Source organism: Erwinia sp. 9145, from assembly GCF_000745075.1.
Lineage (GTDB): Bacteria > Pseudomonadota > Gammaproteobacteria > Enterobacterales > Enterobacteriaceae > Erwinia > Erwinia oleae.
This window is the reverse complement of record NZ_JQNE01000001.1, coordinates 2,373,838-2,392,649: the sequence shown is the minus strand read 5'-3', so window position 1 is coordinate 2,392,649 and position 18,812 is coordinate 2,373,838. Positions and strand designations below refer to the sequence as shown.

Below are 18,812 nucleotides of genomic sequence, written 5' to 3'. Positions count from 1 at the left end.
CCTTATTACTTTTGCATGACGCTACACAGCGGCGGATTCGCCACTATCAATTAAATCACTGATAGCGATGATATAGATGATTACAATGAAAACGAAATTGATACCCCTGATGGTATCAGCAGCCATTCTCTCCGGGTGTACCATCGGGCCCGGATCGCATCTCTCCACCAGCGGAAAAGATGTTATTGAACAACAAGACAGCGATTTTGACATTGATAAATACGTCAACGTATTTCCAATGACCCCAGGCCTGGTGGAGCAGTTACGTCCGCGCCCGGTGGTGGCTCAGCCTAATAAATCGCTGGAAACTGAACTGCAAAATTACCAGTATCGTATCGGTGTAGGCGATGTGCTGACCGTGACCGTCTGGGATCACCCGGAACTGACTACGCCAGCGGGCCAGTACCGCAGCGCCAGCGATACGGGCAACTGGGTGCACTCTGACGGCACCATCTATTATCCCTATATCGGCCGCGTCCGCGTGGTTAACCGTACCGTACAGGAAGTACGTGATGAAGTGTCCAGACGCCTGGCGCAGTTCATTGAAAGCCCGCAGGTTGACGTGAGCGTCGCCTCGTTCAAATCGCAAAAAGCCTATATTACCGGTGAGGTCACCACCTCCGGTCAGCAGCCTATCACTAACGTTCCACTGACTATCCTGGATGCGGTCAACGCAGCGGGTGGCCTGGCGGAAAACGCCGACTGGCGCAACGTGGTGCTGACTCATAACGGTAAAGAAATCCCAATCTCTCTTCAGGCGCTGATGCAAAACGGCGATCTGTCCCAAAACCATCTGCTCTATCCGGGCGATATCCTCTACGTGCCGCGTAATGACGATCTGAAAGTGTTCGTGATGGGCGAAGTGCGTCAGCAGTCAACGCTGAAGATGGATCGCAGCGGTATGACGCTGGCCGAGGCACTGGGGAATGCGCAGGGTATGGATCAGACCGTGGCGGATGCGACCGGGGTGTTTGTTATTCGTCAGATCAAAGGTCAAAACCGCACCAAGATCGCCAACATCTATCAGCTGAATACGAAAGACGCTTCCGCGATGGTGATGGGTTCTGAATTCCAGTTGCAGCCTTACGACATTGTCTACGTGACCTCAACGCCGCTGACCCGTTGGAACCGTGTGATTTCACAGCTGGTACCAACCATCAATGGTCTCTACGACGCGACGCGTAACGTACAGATAATTCATAACTGGTAATCCGAAACATATGATCAATTCAGTCTTAGTGGTCTGCGTCGGAAATATCTGCCGCTCCCCGACAGGGGAGCGACTGCTCCGAAAAGCACTGCCCGATAAAAAGATTGACTCCGCGGGACTGAGTGCGATGACCGGCTATGCGGCCGACGCCACCGCCAGCAGCGTCGCCGCTGAACACAGCCTGTCGCTGGAGGGCCACGTTGCTCAACAGCTGACCTCGGCGATGTGTCAGCAGTACGACCTGATCCTGGTGATGGAAAAAAAACATGTCGACCTGGTCACCCGCATCAACCCTTCCGTACGCGGTAAGACCATGTTGTTTGGTCACTGGCTCAACCAGCAGGAAATAGCGGATCCCTATAAGAAAAGCCGCGAAGCCTTTGAAGCCGTGTACGGACTACTCGAAAACGCTGCCCAGAAATGGGTCAACGCATTAAGCCGATAGTTGAGATTATCCATGAATATAAAAAGTAAGATACCGTCAGCGTCGAAAGAGGAATCAAAGTGGTTTGATTTGACGCATCTTGTGGGGCAACTTATTGACCATCGATGGGTAATTGTAGCTGTCACGGCGCTTTTCATGCTGCTGGGCACGTTATATAGCCTGTTTGCCACGCCGATCTACAGCGCTGACGCGCTGGTGCAGGTAGAAAGCAAAAATCCAAACACCGTGCTTACCGATCTGACCGAAATGGGCGGCCCGGCCCCTGCTTCCGCCGCCGAGGTTGAAATTGTGGCGTCGCGGATGGTGATTGGCAAGACGGTCAAGGATCTGGGACTGGACGTGATGGTTGAGCAGAATTATCTGCCGGTCATCGGCGCCGGTCTGTCTCGCCTGAGCGGCAACAAACCCGGTCAGATCGATATTCCTGAACTGACCGTGCCAACCGCATGGGACGAGCGCCAGGTTGAAGTCGAAGTTAACGGCCCGGACAGCTATACCGTAACCAAAGACGGCGATGAGCTGTTTAAAGGCAAAGTTGGCCAGCGCGTCGACCAGAAAGGTGTGAGCATTCTGGTTAAAAGCATCGACCAGGTGGATCCCGGCACCAGCTTTACCGTGACCAAACTGAGTAATCTTCAGGCGATCCGCATGATAACCGATAACCTGGCCGTTGCTGATAAAGGTAAGGATACCGGCGTGCTGGGTCTGACCTATACCGGTGAAGATCCGGTGTTAATCAGTAAAGTGCTCAATCAGATTATCGAAAACTACGTGGGTCAGAACGTTGACCGCAAATCTGCTGAAGCGCAAAAAAGCCTGTTGTTCCTGAAAAACCAGCTGCCGGAAGTACGCGCCAAGCTTGACGCTGCCGAAGACAAATTGAATATCTACCGCCGTCAAAATGACTCCGTGGATATGTCACTGGAGGCGAAATCGGCGCTGGACTCCTCCGTCAGTATTCAGAGCCAGCTGAACGAACTGACCTTCCGTGAAGCCGAGGTTTCTCAGCTGTTTACGAAAGGCCATCCGACCTATCGTGCGCTGCTTGAGAAACGCCAGACGCTGGAAAACGAGCAGAAGAAGCTGAATGATAAAATTGGCAAGATGCCGCAGACGCAGCAGGAGATTGTTCGTCTGACGCGTGATGTGCAGGCAGGTCAGGAAATCTACATGCAGCTGCTGAATCGTCAGCAGGAGCTGAACATCAGCAAAGCCAGCACTGTTGGCGACGTGCGTATTGTTGATAACGCGGAAACCGCGAGCAAGCCTGTCGCGCCGAAGAAGATGTTAATCATTCTGGCGAGCATGATCCTGGGGCTGTTGGCTTCCGTGGGTTATATTCTGCTTAAAGCGCTGTTCCACCACGGTATCGAAAATCCTGAGCAGCTGGAAGAAAACGGCATCAACGTATACGCCAGCGTGCCGCTCTCTGAATGGCAGCGTAAGAAGGATGCCGAAGCACTGGCGAAACGCGGCATTAAAGAGAAGGTGAATCCGCACAATACGCTGCTGGCGTTGGGTAATCCTACCGATCTCTCTATTGAAGCGATTCGCAGCCTGCGTACCAGCCTGCACTTCGCGATGATGGAAGCGAAAAACAACATTCTGATGATCACCGGCGCAAGCCCTGGCATCGGTAAAACCTTCATCTGTTCTAACCTGGCGACGCTGATTGCGAAAGCGGATCAAAAAGTTTTGCTGATTGATGGTGATATGCGCCGCGGTTACACGCATGAAATGCTGGGCGCCAGCGGTAAAATCGGTCTCTCTAACGTGCTGTCGGGTAAAACAGCGTTCACGCCTGACATGATCCAGCGCGGCGAGTACGGTTTTGATTTCCTGCCGCGCGGTCAGGTTCCGCCAAATCCTTCCGAGCTGCTGATGCACGATCGCATGGGGCAACTGCTGGACTGGGCAAGCAAAAACTATGACCTGGTGCTTATCGATACGCCGCCAATTCTGGCCGTTACCGATGCGTCGATTATCGGGAAACTGGCAGGAACGTCGCTGATGGTTGCGCGTTTTGAAGCCAACACCCTGAAAGAAATCGACGTCAGCTATAAGCGCTTTGCGCAGAATGGCATTGAGATCAAAGGCGTGATCCTCAACGCCGTGGTGCGTAAAGCCGCTAACGCTTACGGCTATGGCTACGACTATTATGATTACAGCTACAAGGGCGACGCCAAAAGCTGACGTCTGAACGGAGGAAGCTTTCAGATCATATCTGGAAGTTTCCTCTTTGTTTTTGTGCCAGCCAGGTCGTTTTTGAAGAACGTTTATAAGGTGCCTTGCCATGAAGGAAATCTTTTTCTCGATCGTTATTCCAGCCTATAACGCGTCAGAATCCATCATCACCACGCTTGATTGTGTGAAAGCGCAAAGCTATCAAAATTTTGAAGTCACTATCGTTGATGATAAATCTGCCGATGCGGCAAAGCTGGCGGAAGTGGTTAACAGCGAGCGCTACAGCGCGCTGAAAATTAACCTGGTGCTCTCCGACGTTAAGCTGAACGGCGCCGGGGCGAGGAATCGCGGTATCGATCTCTCTACCGGTGACTATGTCTGCTTCCTTGATGCTGACGACGAATGGCATCAGGACAAACTGAAGGACACCCTGACGCGCATTGAAGAGCTGACCGCTCAGGGCAAAGATCGCTTTGTTATCTACAGTCAGGTCAACATCATTGAGGACGGCAGCTTCCTGAAGGTCATGCCGTTAATTCCGCCCGCGCGCGATGAAAGCATTGCAGAATACCTTTTTGGCTGTTACGGCTTTATTCAGACCAGCACCATTGTTCTGAAGCGCGAGCACGCGGCGGAGATCCGCTTTGACGAACGCTTCATTCGCCATCAGGACTACGATTTCTGTATTCGTGCCGATAAGAGCGGCTTTGAATTCAACCTGATCGCCAAACCGCTGGCCAGCTATCATATGGTCACCACCTTTAACTCCAGCCATAAAGGTGAGTCGGTTAAGTACTCAACATTCTGGCTGCAAAGCATGAGTCCTTATCTGAGCAAGCGGGACGTTTATACCTACAAAGCCTACAAACTGCCGATTCGCTATAAAATGGATGGCAAAGTTCTTCAGGCGAGCCTGAGTTTCGCGCAGTATTTTCTGCTGACGAATAAGGGGAATCGCAACTACTTTATAGGCCGTGTTAAGCAGAAGCTTTCTGAGCGCGTATCAAAAAAATAGCCTCAATTATAATAAAACGGCGGAAAAAAACGAATGGCAATATATTGGATAATCAGCTACAGCATATTGGCCTGCTGTATCTTTGAGCTGGCAGCAATAAATAATTTACAGGACACCAGAGTTAAACATGTCGTCGCCTGGCTGATGTTTGTCTGTACCATGTCACTGATATTTTTTGGTGGTATACGCGGTTTACATAGCGGGCTGGACGATAGCCAATATCTTGATTTCTTCCATAATTTTTCTTCTCAGTTGAAGATTACCAATTATGATGCCATCACCGATATTTATCGTTATGAAAAGTTCTTTATGCTGTTGGCCTGGTTCTTTTCATTATTCACCAAAGAAAGTTACTACTTTCTGTTTTTTATTTGTTTGATCGCTGTCACGACTAATGCTTATTGTTATAAAAAATATTCGCCACTGATGCTTTGCTCGCTTTGTTTATACTCAACGCACCTGTTTATAAATAAAGACATGAACCAAATCCGCTTTGGATTATCCAGCGCGTTTGCCATCGCTTTTATCTGTTCGCTGGCAACGCGCAAATATTTACTGTCGGTGCTGTTTTTGGTGCTGAGTACGCAATCGCACTCAACCGGCTACACGGTGCTGCTGATCCTGCCGTTCCTGCTGCTGCGTGAGCGTAAATATCTGCCGTTGCTGGTGGTGCTTGTTTCCCTTCCGTTAGGGATTATCGGTGGTAAAAAGCTGTTCCTTGATTCTCTCGGCATCGTTCCGGTTCTGGGGGAACGCGCCGCAAGTTACAGCGGCACCAACTTCGATACCGCCACGCCGGTGTTTGGCCTCGCGAACCTGAAGAATATTCTTTTCATTGCCGGTTTCACCGTTTATTACTTCCGTAACGGCATTATGAAAGAGGACCGTCTGGTCTATATTCTGCTGATTGCCTACAGCGTGGGCGCAGCGGTACGTATTACTTTCTCGGACTTCAGTATCTTCGGCGGCAGGGTAGGTAACCTGTTCCTCCATGCGGAACCCATCCTTTTCGCTTTCCTGATGATGCGCGTCAGGAATTTGATGCTTAATTTCGCGCTGCTGTTTTTTATGTCTTCTTACTACCTCTATTACAATACGATCCTTTCGGTGCAGTCGATAAGCGGTTACAGCGTCTCTCCGCTGTTCAGAATATTTGGCTGACCTGGACCTGTAAAGCGCGAGAAATAGCCTTTTAATTACGGGTTGTTCAAACCCGATGGAAGGCCCGGTTAAAAGAAAGCTACCGTCCGGCCGGGCCGATTGACAGGATGAATAATATGTACAAATTGCTGATTCTTATTGACAGAATTTCGAACAGCGGCGGCACGGATCGCGTTGCCAGCACGCTCTCCAGCCTGCTCTCAAATGATAATTATGATGTCACACTGTTTTCGCTTGAAGCGGGCGCCCCTTATTATCCCGTCGATGCTAAAGTGAAAATCCAGTATGCGCGTGCCTCTGCGCGACTCGCAAAAATACATGAATTTGTTCGCTTTGCACGGGCAAATCATCCCGACGGCATCATGATTATTTCAATGGGCAAGCTGTCGGTACAGTCTATTCTTGCTTTAAAACTTTTTGGCGTGAAAGCAAAAATTATTTGCTGCGACCACGTGTCAATTGAGTCGTTTAAAACGCCAATCCGCAAGCTGAAAGTATTCTGCTACCGGCTTGCCGATCAAGTTGTCGTTTTGACCGACCATGACAAATACCATCTTGAAACACACTACGCACTGAAAAACGTTCACGTAGTACGAAATATTTCGCCATTCTATACGGAAAAAAATAACACGACGTTTCCTGCGTTGATGGCAGGCAAACAAAACAGAGTGCTGGCTATCGGGCGATTAACCTATCAGAAAAACTTCGATCGTATGCTTGATGTGTGGAAGAAGGTAAATAAGCAGGGCTGGACGCTGCAAATCGTTGGGAATGGCGAAGATCGCGAGGCGCTGCTGCAAAAAATCAAAAGTTATCAGCTTCAGGACAGCACAGAAATTGTCAGCCCAAGCAAGCAGGTAGATGAATATTACCGCGCTGCCGGAATAATTATTATGACCTCCCGTTATGAAGGGTTGCCGATGGTGCTGATTGAGGCAAAAAATTTCGCGCTGCCTGCCATTGCCTTTGATTGTAAAACCGGGCCGTCGGAAATCATCAGCGATGATGGTTATGTCGTTGAGTATGATAATAACGATGCGTTCGTAAACCGGCTGAATGAAACGATCGCTGACGAAGAGAAAAGAAATGCATTTGCACAGGCGGCATGGCGGAATTCAGATAATTACGGCCCGACGCTGATCCTTGAAAAATGGAATCAAATTCTGAACTAATAAGAAGGTATTATGTTTTCAGTCCTTATTTCACTTTATAACAGAGAAAAGCCAGAGAATCTGGATCAGTGCCTTGAAAGCCTCCGACAGCAAACGCTGCCGGCCAATGAAATCGTTATTGTCTATGACGGCCCGGTAAGCGATGCGCTGAAGGCCGTTGTTGACCGCTACACCGCTTCGTTGCCGTTAAAAATTGTGCCACTGGAAAAAAATGTTGGCCTCGGTAAAGCGCTTAACGCAGGGCTGGATCATTGCCAGCACTCTATTGTTGCGCGTATGGATACCGATGATATCTGCCAGCCGGACCGTTTTGAAAAACAGATTCCCTACATGGAGGCGCATCCCGACGTGGCGCTGCTGGGCGCTGCGGTTATTGAGTTTGATGAGCATGGCAGGGAGCGACTGAAGCGTTTGCCGCTGGGCAATGATGAAATCAAACATTTCGCGCGCATGAAAAACCCCTTTAATCATATGTGCGTGGTGTTCCGCAAAGAGAAAGTTATTGCGGCGGGAAGCTATCAGCATCACCTGTTTATGGAAGACTACAATCTCTGGCTTCGAATGATCGCTCAGGGATACCAGGTGGCTAATTTACACGATGTGCTGATGAAGGTGAGAGCTGGCAGCGACATGGTGAATAAACGACGTGGATGGGTCTATATCAAAAGTGAAATGCAGCTCTTTTCGCTGAAAATGAAGTTGAAACAGACCAACCCGATTAACGGCATCATCTATTTTTTGATCCGCACCTCCACGCGTGTTATGCCTGTTAAGGTCATGCAATTTCTTTATGAGAAAGACCGTAAAGGTTAAATCAGTGTGCGCAGTTATCGCTTTTAAGAATACGTCTGGGTGACGCAGTAACCACACACTCTTTAAACACGGGATTTTTATGAAACGCAGAGATTTGATCCGAACCGCTTTTTCATCCGTCGTGGCGACAGCGGCACTGGGCTCCTTTTCCGCACGTGCAGGGGAGCCGGGTCAGGTTGAGCTGAAGAAAGTGCCAGCCAACGCTATCCCAAAGAATGACGTGCCGATTGTTACGCCCGATGATGTCTTTACCATGCCGGATCAGTTCTGGCATGACTTTACCGGCAAGCTCTATATCGGTAAGGCCGGTGCCGATCCTACGCAGTCGCAGAACCTCATTGACGTCTTTTTTAAAAATGCCAACGGCGACGTTGCCCTGTTGCAGCAGCCCATCACGCTCAACAGCGATACGCTGAAAAAATTTGTTGCGATGAAAGGCTCGCTCTGGTCCGGCAGCGAATATTCAATGGCGCTGCACAACGAAAACGGCGAGCAGTTGTTCTACGTGCCTGATGTCAAAAACAATGGCGTCTCCGAATTCAGTCGCCGCCTTGCGCAGCCAGCAGGCTATCAGCTCATCGGCGAAATTCCCTCTTATGAGGAGCTGCGCCAGACCCGCCCGCTGTTCTCCGGTGCAAAGGTTCGCCTGAAAAGCTGGCATGCGAATGTGGAAGCAGGCGGCGGTGAGTTCATTGGCGAACTCAGCGCAGGCGAGGACGATGGCGGTTATATTGCCTCTTCCGGCAAGGACTTTCACTGGCGTCGCGCAAATGACGATCTGAACAGCATCACGCTGTTTGACTTCGGCGCCATCGCCGATGGTAAAACCGATACGCTCCCGGCCGTTACTGCCATGTACCACTGGGCGCAGAAAAATAATCAAAAGCTGTCAATACTGTTCCCGGCCGGCCGTTTCTTTATCTCTTCGTTAGATATCTCAGAAAAATATATCCGCTTTTTCCGCCTGTCGGGCGCTACGGTTAATTTTGGTTACTTCCCGGCCACCACGCTGGTTTCGGATGGCAAATCCGATTTTCTTTTTAAAATTAACGCGCGTTGGGTTGAAGTCAGCAATATCAGTTTTGAGGGCGGTATCGACAAGCAGCCCAATACCCAGGGCTTTTTTCACAATGCCTGCCCGGCAGGACAATATTTCCGTGGCTCGTGCCTGCGCTTTATTAACGTGGGCGGCGTTTCGCTCAGCCTGCTGGATACGCTCGATTGTAAAATCGATCAGTGGTATGCCAACAAGTGTACCGGCGACGTGATCAAGGCCGCCTGGACCAATACCAAAAAAGGTAACTGGGATCACAGCACCGCCATTGAGCTTTCTAATTTTAACGTTCAGTACTGCACAAAAGGTAAGGTGCTCAACCTGCCGCGCTGTACCCAGTCCATTATTCATAACGGCTGGATTGAACACAGCGAATTCCCCGGCGATCTGTCGAACGGGCAGTGGATTGTTGACGCGCTGAGCCTGGAAGCCTGTAAAAACCCGCTTAACGCGCACTGTTCACGTCTCAACATGCGTCAGACCAACCTTCAGTCCGGTAGCTGGATTGATAATTCTCTTGGCGACGACGAATGGCTCAGCTCTTTTGAGCGCGGTTCCACCCGCGTGGAGTCTTATGGCATCGCCGTTGACGGCAGCATGAAATATAACTATCTCTCATCGCGTTTTCGCATTGAAAACCACAGCGATCAGGAGAAATGGTATCTGCTGGGCAATATCCACACGCCTGACGTCGGCGACAGCTGGGAGATCGAGGTTTTCGGTCAGACGCAGTTCAGCAACGGCACCGACAAAAACGCGCTGAAAAATGTGGTCAATGACCGCAACACCGGCGGCAGGGCAATGATCAGCCTGCAACGTAAGACGAAGGGTTTTGAAGGAAGCTGGCATCTGGAAGGGAGCAGCCCGATTGTGGACGTCATGTACACCACCAATCAGGACGCCAACACGCAGGTTTATATCAAGCTGGCGGGCTGGATAGGTGCGGCTGGCGTGATGATGAAAACGACTGCAAAAGATCGCTTTGCAACAGGCCAGTGCGCGCGCTTCGACAGCCGGATGCGTTTCGAAAACCCGCCACAGGGCGACAATGTTCACCGTGCCGTCCGTCGCTTCTCGCTCCATAACGGTAAAGCCGGGATCGGCGCGAACGAAGAGGGCGATCTGCTGTTGCAGTCGCGTCGCCTCAACGCCGACCAGGTTGATACGTCAAAAGCCGAAGGCTACCTCTCAATGGTGGTTAACGGTCAACAGGTGGCTATCCCTTACTTTGCGCTTAAGCAATAAGGGCCATAACCGCTCGTGTGCTGAATCGTTTACAATTTTTCACACGTGAGCGGTTACTTTGTTGATTTTTCGGATAACTGCACTTATTTATTCACACGCTCTGATTAATAATAAATTGTAAAATTACAAAAAAACTTGTGGGGTATTATGAAGATTTTGTTGGTTGGTAATCACACATGTGGTAACCGGGGCGATGGCGCTATCTTGCGTGGGATCATTGATTCACTCAAACTTGCCAAAAACGATCTCGAAATAGACGTAATCAGCCGCTATCCAACCAGCTCCGGCTACCTGTTACAGCAGGACGTTATGCCGGATGAGTTATTCCTGGAATCGAAAAAGACCAACAAGCTGATTGATAAGGTTAAACGCCGTCTGATGCCAAAAATCATGATGGCGCACATTAGCGGCAGCGGCCCGTTCAAAGTCTTTGCCGTGCCAAAATATCTTCAGGCGTTTACCGACAAGCTGAAGCAGTATGACGCAGTCATTCAGGTTGGCGGCTCCTTCTTCGTCGATCTTTACGGTCCGCTTCAGTTTGAGCATTGCCTGTGCGCGCTGTTAGCGAAAAAACCGATTTACCTGATTGGTCACAGCGTCGGGCCATTCCAGAAAGAGCGCTTTAATCAGATTGCGAATTTCGTTTTCGCACGCGTTAACAGTCTGGTGCTGCGCGAAAGCGTCAGTCTGGACATGATGAAAGCTGCGGGTATCACTACTGCAAAAGTGGTGTCAGGCGCTGATACCGCTTTTCTGGTGCGTGAGCGGCATGTTGCCGAACCAAGCCATAATCTTGTGCACTGGCAGAAAAAAATTGCTGAAACCAAAACCGTGGCGATCACCGTTCGCGAACTGGCACCGTTCGACAAGCGCCTGGGCGTGACGCAGCAGGAATACGAAGCGGCGTTTGGTCGGGTGATTAATGCCGTTATCGACAGAGGTTACCAGGTGGTGGCGATGTCAACCTGTACCGGCATCGACAGCTACCATAAAGACGACCGCATGGTCGCGATGATGCTGCGCGACCACGTTGCGCAAAAAGATCGCTATCACGTGATTATGGATGAGTTTAACGATCTTGAGTTGGGTATCCTGCTGGGTGAGTCTCATCTGACGATTGGTACGCGTCTGCATTCCGCCATTATTTCAATGAACTTCGGTACGCCTGCGGTAGCCATCAACTATGAACACAAATCGCTGGGCGTGATGAACCAGCTCGGCCTGCCTGATATGGCAAGCGATGTGAAAAGCCTGATGGATGGCAGCATCATTGCGAAAGTTAACGGCATTCTCGACAACTACGAGAGCGTTAAACAGCAGGTTGACCTTGCGGTTGAGCAGGAAAGGATTCTGGGCAATAAAATTACCGAAGATGTCGTCCGGGTTCTGGGGTAAATGAATGAAACTTACTTTTTTTACAATGCGGTTTCCCGTTTCGTCTGAAACGTTTGTACTGAATCAGGTCACCCATTTTATTGATATCGGCTACGACGTGGAGATTATTTCGGTTTTTCCGGGTGACCACGTTAACCGCCACGGCGCTTTCGACAGCTACAATCTTGCCGACAGGATTCACTATCTGCTGCCGGAGGATCAGGACTCCGGCGCGGCAAAACTCAAGGAGCGCCTGAAAATTGTGCTGCCGAAAATCCTCAGCCCAACCACGCTGAAATCGTTCAACGTTGGCCGTTATGGCGCGCAGTCGATGAAGCTGCTGCTGCCGGCCATTGTGGCGCATGCGAAGCAAACCTGGACCGCCGATATTTTTCTGGTTCACTTTGGCTATGCGGGCGCGCTGGCCAATAAACTGCGCGAGCTGAATATTCTCAAGGGCAAACAGGTTACCGTTTTCCACGGCGCCGATGTTTCGCGTCGTCATATTCTGGAAGAACATAAGCAGGATTACGTAAACCTGTTCAAACAGACCGAACTGGTGCTGCCGATCAGTCATCTTTGGAAGAACAAACTGATTTCGCTTGGGTGTCCGCCGGAGAAAATTCACGTAACGCGAATGGGTATTGAACCGGAAAAATTCAATCTCAAAGCGCGTGATACGCTGCATTCGCCGCTGCGCATTCTCTCTGTCGCGCGCCTGACGGAGAAAAAAGGGTTAGGCACCGCCGTTGAGGCCTGTCGCTATCTGAAAGAGCAGGGCGCCAATTTTGAGTACACCATCGTCGGTAACGGCGATCTGGAAGACGAACTGCTGCAAAGTATTCGCAATGCAAACCTTGAAGATTGCGTGAAGCTGGTGGGCTTTAAGCCACAGGAAGAGATTAAGCGCTATCTTGATGAGGCTGATATCTTCCTGCTGCCTTCGCTGACCGCGGCGGATGGCGATATGGAAGGCATTCCTGTCGCGCTGATGGAAGCGATGGCGGTTGGTCTGCCGGTGGTATCAACCGAGCACAGCGGTATCCCGGAACTGATTGAAAACAACGTTTCCGGCTGGCTTGCGCCAGAAGGCGATGCGAAAGCGCTTAGCGAAATTTTATTCAGGCTGGCAAACGGCAATATTGATGTTGCGCCTGTCGTTGCGGCTGCGCGTCAAAAAGTTGAAACGGAATTTAACCAACACATCGCCTATCGCGAGCTGGCTCAGCTTCTGGAGCGGCTGGCGTGAGTAGTTTTAAAAACCAGGCCGTTTGGCTGTTTGGCGGCACCTGTTTTGCCGCTGCATTACAGGTGGTGCAACTGGGGGTTCTTGCCCGCAAGCTTGAAACGCACGAGCTGGGCATTCTGGCCATCATCAATGCGATTCTGGCCGTTGCCATGGTGCTTCAGGATATGGGGATGAGCAGCTATATCGTTCATCGCCAGGACATCACCCGTCGGGAGCAGAGCACCATTTACTGGGTCAACGTTACTTTAAGTCTGATTACCGGTCTGATATTGATCGCCATCGCCTGGCCGATTGCGTATTTCTACCATATACCGCAGTTGACCGGGCTGATAATGTTGACCAGCCTTAACTTTCTGATATTAGGCTCGTTGTCGCAATATCAGGCGCATTTTATTAAAGCCAAAAGAATGGTGCTGCTGGCGCAGATAGAAATGGTCACCAAGCTGCTGGCCTTTATATTTACCGTTGCGCTGCTCTATTTCTCTCCGCTGAACGTTTCCGCCGTTATTTTAGGCCTGTTTGCGAATGCTGCATTGCGGGTACTTTGCATGATCTGGCTGGGCGAAAAATCCTGGCGGCCTACGTTCGAATTCGATAAAAGTACTTTTTTCAGTTCGTTAAAATATGGCGTTTATCAGCTCGGTTCGCAAACCGTTAACCAGTTACGGACGCAGGCTGATTCATTGATCGTCGGGAAAGTGATGGGCGCGGAAATGCTCGGTGTTTATTCGCTGGCGAAAGAGCTGGTGCTCCAGCCGCTTAAACTTGTCACGCCGGTCATTAATCGCCTTGCGCTACCGCGCTTTGCGGAAAAGCAGCATGAGCCCGCACAGTTGCAAAAACTGTTCCTCAAAGGAACGCTGGTTATCATGCTCTTCAGTAGTCTGCTGTATCTGGCTATTGGCATCATGTCGCCAGTGATCGTTCGCGTGCTGTACGGTACGGCGCATGAGGCAGTCGGACAGCTTATTCCATTGATGTTGCTGTTTGGAATGCTGCGGCCGATGGGCGGCCTGACAGGCGCAATCTCGCAGGCGAACGGACGAACCAACGTTGAGTTTTGGTGGAATATCGTGGCAAGCATTATTGTGGTGCTGGTGCTGGCGACAACGTGGTTCTATCCGCAGGTGTGGTATGTGGCGCTGACGCTGTCGCTGTCACAAGCCCTGATCTCTGCCTTTGCTCATCCGTTCTTCATTAAGCCGGTGATTGGCATTGGCTTTATTCCTTACGCCAGACAGTGGGTTTCCGTATCGCTGGTGTTTGTCGGGATAATGGCGCTGGTCGCGCATTTCAATTTATTTATCCGGCCTGAATGGTTTAGCGGCTTGTTTTAAATCAAATTATCAGGCATTGCAAAAGGTAACCCTTAAGCGGTTACCTTTTTTTTAATTAACAGAATTGACTGATACGCTTATCGCTTAATTTACTCAGGCCGAGCGGAAAATTTTCAGATAAAGATTATACTTAGCGATCATGACTTTATTGCATAATCGCTGAACGTTTTTTACTTCATTTATATGGAAAAAATATGACCAAGCTTAAAGCAGTAATCCCCGTTGCGGGTCTGGGTATGCATATGCTCCCTGCTACAAAAGCCATTCCTAAAGAGATGTTACCCATCGTCGACAAGCCAATGATCCAGTACATCATTGATGAATGCGTTGCGGCTGGCATCAAGGAAATTGTTCTGGTCACTCACGCATCCAAGAATGCGGTTGAAAACCATTTTGATACCTCTTATGAGCTGGAAGCGCTGCTCGAAGCACGCGTTAAGCGTTCACTGCTGAGCGAAGTCCAGTCAATCTGCCCGCCCGGCGTGACGATTATGAACGTGCGTCAGCCACAACCGCTGGGCCTGGCTAACTCAATTTTGTGCGCGCGTCCAATGCTGCACGATGAAGCCTTTGTCGTGGTATTGCCGGACATTCTGCTGGATGATTCTACGGCCGATCCGCTGCGTTACAACCTTGCGGCGATGGTAGCGCGCTTTGAAGAGACCGGACGCAGTCAGGTGCTGGCTCACCACATGCCTGAAGCCGAACTTTCTGAATACTCGGTTATTAAGACGAAAGAAGTGATGGATAATCCAGGTCAGGTCAGCGAAATTGTCGACTTTATCGAAAAACCGGAAAACGTTCAGTCGCTTCAGTCCGATCTGGCTGCCGTGGGCCGTTATGTTCTGGCCGCCGACATCTGGCAGGAACTGGAAAACCTGGAGCCTGGCGCATGGGGCCGCTATCAACTGACCGATGCTATTGCTAACCTGGCTAAAAAACAGCCGGTTGACGCTCACCAACTCTCGGGTGCAAGCTTTGACTGTGGACGCAAGCTGGGTTATATGAAAGCGTTTGTCTCATGGGGCTTACGTAGCAATGCTCAGGGCCGTGATTTCCGCGAAGCGATCCAAACCATCTTAGCGAAGTAATTACTTTCGAATTCGATCGCGCCAGCGTGCGCGGTAGCAAGGAGTCCACATGGCTATTTTAGTAACGGGCGGCGCCGGATATATTGGTTCTCATACGGTTCTGACGCTGCTTGAGCGCGGCGATGACGTGGTGGTGCTGGATAACCTGAGCAATGCTTCACGTGAATCTCTCACGCGTGTTGAGCAGCTAACCGGTAAAAAAGCCGTTTTTTGCGAAGGCGATATTCTTGATCGCGCCTGCCTGCGCGATCTGTTCGCACAGCACGATATTACTGCGGTAATACACTTTGCCGGCCTGAAAGCGGTGGGCGAGTCTACCCGCATGCCGCTGGAGTATTATCAGAATAACGTTACCGGCACACTCGTGCTGCTGGAAGAGATGCGTTCAGCGGGCGTCAATCAGTTTATATTCAGCTCTTCTGCCACGGTTTACGGGGCGGATGCGCCGGTTCCGTATGTGGAAACCACGCCAATCGGCGGGACGACCAGCCCCTACGGCACCTCAAAGCTGATGGTTGAATTCATCCTGCGTGACTACGCCAAAGCCAATCCTGATTTTAAAACCATTGCGTTGCGTTACTTCAACCCGGTTGGCGCGCACGAATCCGGCCAGATTGGCGAAGATCCAAACGGTACGCCAAACAATCTGCTGCCTTACATTGCGCAGGTTGCCATTGGTCGCCTTGAGAAGCTGGGCGTGTTTGGTGATGACTATCCCACCAAAGATGGTACCGGCGTACGCGATTATATACACGTGATGGACTTAGCCGAAGGGCATCTGAAAGCGCTGGATCATTTACCGGCGATTCAGGGTTATAAAGCATATAACCTTGGCGCGGGTGAAGGGTATTCAGTGCTGGAAATGGTGAAATCCTTTGAGCAGGCCTCAGGCCGTTCTGTCCCTTATCAGGTTTCACCACGCCGCGATGGCGACCTGGCCGCATTCTGGGCCGATGCCTCCCTGGCGGATAAAGAACTGGACTGGCGCGTATCACGCGGTATTGATGAGATGATGCGCGATACCTGGAAATGGCAGAGCCAGAATCCTAACGGATATCGTTAGACATACCCAGCTGACAAACTCCCCGAGGGGAGTTTTTTGTTTTCAATCAATATGTAATAGCTTAAAAATTAAGCGCCTCTCTGATAACACTTCAAAATTAAGTATCCCTTTCAGTTATTTTTTCATCATGATGCAGCTTTCTTAACAATTTTTATCTGCGCTTAGGCATTTAGTGCAGGTTATGTCTTGTATGAAAACGGGGATCGTACGAGAATTGTAGCGTTTTTGCTAACCCGGGCCGCAGTGAGATTGCAGCCCCGGAGATGTTAATCACGTTAACAATTATGAAAATCGGGCCTTAAGACGATTCATTGCAACTGGTAGCAAAAGCCAGGGGCGGTAGCGTGTCAAAATACCGGGTGAACAGACAAGAGAGAAATTTTGCGTGAAAATTTTAGTGACAGGCGGAGCGGGTTTCATCGGTTCAGCAGTGGTGCGTCATATTATTACGTCTACGTCAGATAGCGTAATCAATGTTGATAAATTAACCTATGCAGGCAATGTAGAATCGCTTGCGGCGGTGAGTAAGGACCCGCGATATGCTTTTGTGAAGGCAGATATCTGTGATAAAGCTGCGATTAACGCAATTTTTGCTGAGCATCAGCCTGATGCGGTAATGCATCTGGCCGCTGAAAGTCACGTCGATCGCTCTATCACCGGGCCAGCAGATTTTATTGAAACAAACATTGTCGGCACGTATGTATTGCTCGAAGCGGCCCGCGCCTATTGGCAAAATTTGGATGCGGCCCGTAAATCCGCTTTTCGTTTTCACCACATCTCCACCGATGAAGTGTACGGCGACCTGCCGCATCCTGATGAAGTCAAGGGAGGGGCGCCACTACCTCTCTTTACTGAAAAAACGAGTTACGCCCCCAGCAGCCCTTACTCAGCGTCAAAAGCGTCCAGTGACCATTTAGTTCGTGCCTGGTTGCGCACCTATGGCTTCCCAACGATTGTTACTAACTGCTCCAACAACTATGGCCCTTATCATTTCCCCGAAAAACTCATCCCACTGGTCATACTTAATGCACTTGAAGGAAAACCACTACCGGTGTACGGCAAGGGAGATCAAATTCGTGATTGGTTATATGTAGAAGATCACGCACGCGCGCTTTATACCGTGGTTACCCAAGGGAAGGTGGGTGAAACTTATAATATTGGCGGTCATAATGAAAAACAGAATCTACAGGTAGTGGAGACTATTTGTGATCTGTTGGATGAGCTGGTGCCAAAAGATGACAGTTATCATCGTCAGATTACCTATGTAAAAGACCGACCCGGCCATGATCGCCGCTACGCCATTGATGCAGAAAAAATTAGCAAAGAACTTAACTGGAAACCCGTTGAAACTTTTGAAAGCGGCATCCGAAAAACCGTTCACTGGTATCTTGAAAACAGCCAGTGGGTAAAAAACGTTAAGAGCGGCGCATATCAGGCGTGGATCAAACAAAATTATAGCGAACGCCAGCCATGAATATTCTGCTTTTTGGTAAAAATGGCCAGGTTGGGTGGGCTTTACAACGAGCACTTGCACCACTGGGCGAGGTGACTGCACTGGCTACCTGTTCTCAAGACTACTGTGGCGATTTCACTGACACCGACGGCATTATTGCGACTATCAGACATCTTAAACCGGAAATTATCGTCAATGCGGCAGCCTATACCGCAGTGGATAAAGCTGAAAGTGAATCAGAACTGGCGCGGCAGATTAATGCTGTGACGGTTGGCGCTATCGCTAAAGAAGCCCAGCGTTTAAATGCCTGGTTGGTACATTATTCTACCGATTATGTTTTTCCGGGAAACGGAGATCGACCCTGGAATGAGGATGATGCTACCGGGCCGTTGAACAGCTATGGCGCAAGCAAACTGGCGGGCGAGCAGGCAATACAGCAATATTGCACGAAGCATCTGATCTTTCGCACCAGTTGGGTTTATGCGACTAAAGGGAATAATTTTGCGAAGACCATGCTGAATCTGGCAAAGGCTCGTGAAGAATTATCGATTATCAACGATCAGTTCGGAGCACCAACGGGCGCAGACTTACTCGCCGACGCCACTGCTCATGCCTTATTGATGGCGCAACAAAAGCCAGAGGTTGCCGGTCTTTACCATCTGGCGGCGGCGGGTACAACAACATGGTTCGATTATGCAAACCTTGTGTTCGCACAGGCTGAGAGTGCTGGAATTGAGCTGGCGCTGAATACGGTTCATTCGGTATCGTCCAGCAGCTATCCAACACCTGCCCGTCGGCCTGGTAACTCCCGACTGGATACGCAGAAATTTCGTCAGACCTTTGGGCTGACGCTTCCTGGCTGGCAGTATGGTGTGAGGCGCATGCTTGAAGAATTGATCGCCTTGCGGGCAATATAATCTTGCAGGAAAGATATTCTGAATATCAA

Annotated in this window: 15 protein-coding genes; all 15 read left to right on the top strand. The window is 50.1% G+C overall.

Features of this window, described 5'->3' with window-relative positions; genetic code table 11:
• Positions 1 to 76 precede the first annotated feature (76 nt).
• The 15 genes from FA91_RS11590 (at position 77) to rfbD (ending at position 18,783) form a co-directional block, all read left to right on the top strand.
• On the top strand, positions 77 to 1,210 hold the full coding sequence (locus tag FA91_RS11590; protein WP_034915895.1) for a polysaccharide export protein: 1,134 nt from the start codon (positions 77 to 79) through the stop codon (positions 1,208 to 1,210).
• Between the two features lie 10 nt (positions 1,211 to 1,220).
• Complete coding sequence (locus FA91_RS11585; RefSeq protein WP_034915894.1) at positions 1,221 to 1,655, top strand: protein-tyrosine-phosphatase; 435 nt, start codon at positions 1,221 to 1,223, stop codon at positions 1,653 to 1,655.
• 12 nt (positions 1,656 to 1,667) lie between these two features.
• On the top strand, positions 1,668 to 3,848 hold the full coding sequence (gene wzc, locus FA91_RS11580) for a tyrosine-protein kinase Wzc (protein ID WP_034915892.1): 2,181 nt from the start codon (positions 1,668 to 1,670) through the stop codon (positions 3,846 to 3,848).
• A 100-nt stretch (positions 3,849 to 3,948) separates the two neighbouring features.
• Positions 3,949 to 4,854, top strand: coding sequence for a glycosyltransferase family 2 protein (locus FA91_RS11575; protein ID WP_034915889.1), 906 nt, complete (start codon positions 3,949 to 3,951; stop codon positions 4,852 to 4,854).
• Positions 4,855 to 4,887: 33 nt separating this feature from the next.
• The gene (locus FA91_RS11570; protein WP_034915886.1) at positions 4,888 to 6,015 is read left to right on the top strand and encodes an EpsG family protein; all 1,128 of its coding nucleotides are present in this window, start codon (positions 4,888 to 4,890) and stop codon (positions 6,013 to 6,015) included.
• Between the two features lie 116 nt (positions 6,016 to 6,131).
• Positions 6,132 to 7,187, top strand: a complete 1,056-nt coding sequence (locus FA91_RS11565) for a glycosyltransferase family 4 protein (RefSeq protein WP_034915884.1) — start codon at positions 6,132 to 6,134, stop codon at positions 7,185 to 7,187.
• A gap of 12 nt (positions 7,188 to 7,199) precedes the next feature.
• Positions 7,200 to 8,000, top strand: coding sequence for a glycosyltransferase (locus tag FA91_RS11560; protein WP_034915883.1), 801 nt, complete (start codon positions 7,200 to 7,202; stop codon positions 7,998 to 8,000).
• 79 nt (positions 8,001 to 8,079) lie between these two features.
• Positions 8,080 to 10,299, top strand: coding sequence for a phage tailspike protein (locus FA91_RS11555; protein WP_034915881.1), 2,220 nt, complete (start codon positions 8,080 to 8,082; stop codon positions 10,297 to 10,299).
• 147 nt (positions 10,300 to 10,446) lie between these two features.
• Positions 10,447 to 11,694 carry a colanic acid biosynthesis pyruvyl transferase WcaK gene (gene wcaK, locus FA91_RS11550; RefSeq protein ID WP_034915879.1) on the top strand — a complete coding sequence of 416 codons (1,248 nt, stop codon included), beginning with the start codon at positions 10,447 to 10,449 and terminating at the stop codon, positions 11,692 to 11,694.
• A 4-nt stretch (positions 11,695 to 11,698) separates the two neighbouring features.
• Positions 11,699 to 12,922, top strand: a complete 1,224-nt coding sequence (locus FA91_RS11545) for a glycosyltransferase (RefSeq protein WP_034915877.1) — start codon at positions 11,699 to 11,701, stop codon at positions 12,920 to 12,922.
• Positions 12,919 to 14,259, top strand: a complete 1,341-nt coding sequence (locus FA91_RS11540; protein WP_034915876.1) for a lipopolysaccharide biosynthesis protein — start codon at positions 12,919 to 12,921, stop codon at positions 14,257 to 14,259. Before FA91_RS11545 ends, FA91_RS11540 begins: the two co-directional genes overlap by 4 nt.
• Positions 14,260 to 14,453: 194 nt before the next feature.
• On the top strand, positions 14,454 to 15,350 hold the full coding sequence (galF, locus tag FA91_RS11535; RefSeq protein WP_034915875.1) for a UTP--glucose-1-phosphate uridylyltransferase GalF: 897 nt from the start codon (positions 14,454 to 14,456) through the stop codon (positions 15,348 to 15,350).
• Positions 15,351 to 15,399: 49 nt separating this feature from the next.
• Positions 15,400 to 16,413: a UDP-glucose 4-epimerase GalE gene (galE, locus tag FA91_RS11530; RefSeq protein WP_034915873.1), complete on the top strand. Its 1,014-nt coding sequence runs from the start codon at positions 15,400 to 15,402 to the stop codon at positions 16,411 to 16,413.
• Between the two features lie 385 nt (positions 16,414 to 16,798).
• A complete protein-coding gene (rfbB, locus tag FA91_RS11525; protein ID WP_034915871.1) occupies positions 16,799 to 17,887 on the top strand; it encodes a dTDP-glucose 4,6-dehydratase in 1,089 nt (362 codons plus the stop codon).
• A complete protein-coding gene (gene rfbD / locus FA91_RS11520; protein ID WP_034915868.1) occupies positions 17,884 to 18,783 on the top strand; it encodes a dTDP-4-dehydrorhamnose reductase in 900 nt (299 codons plus the stop codon). Before rfbB ends, rfbD begins: the two co-directional genes overlap by 4 nt.
• Positions 18,784 to 18,812 lie beyond the last annotated feature (29 nt).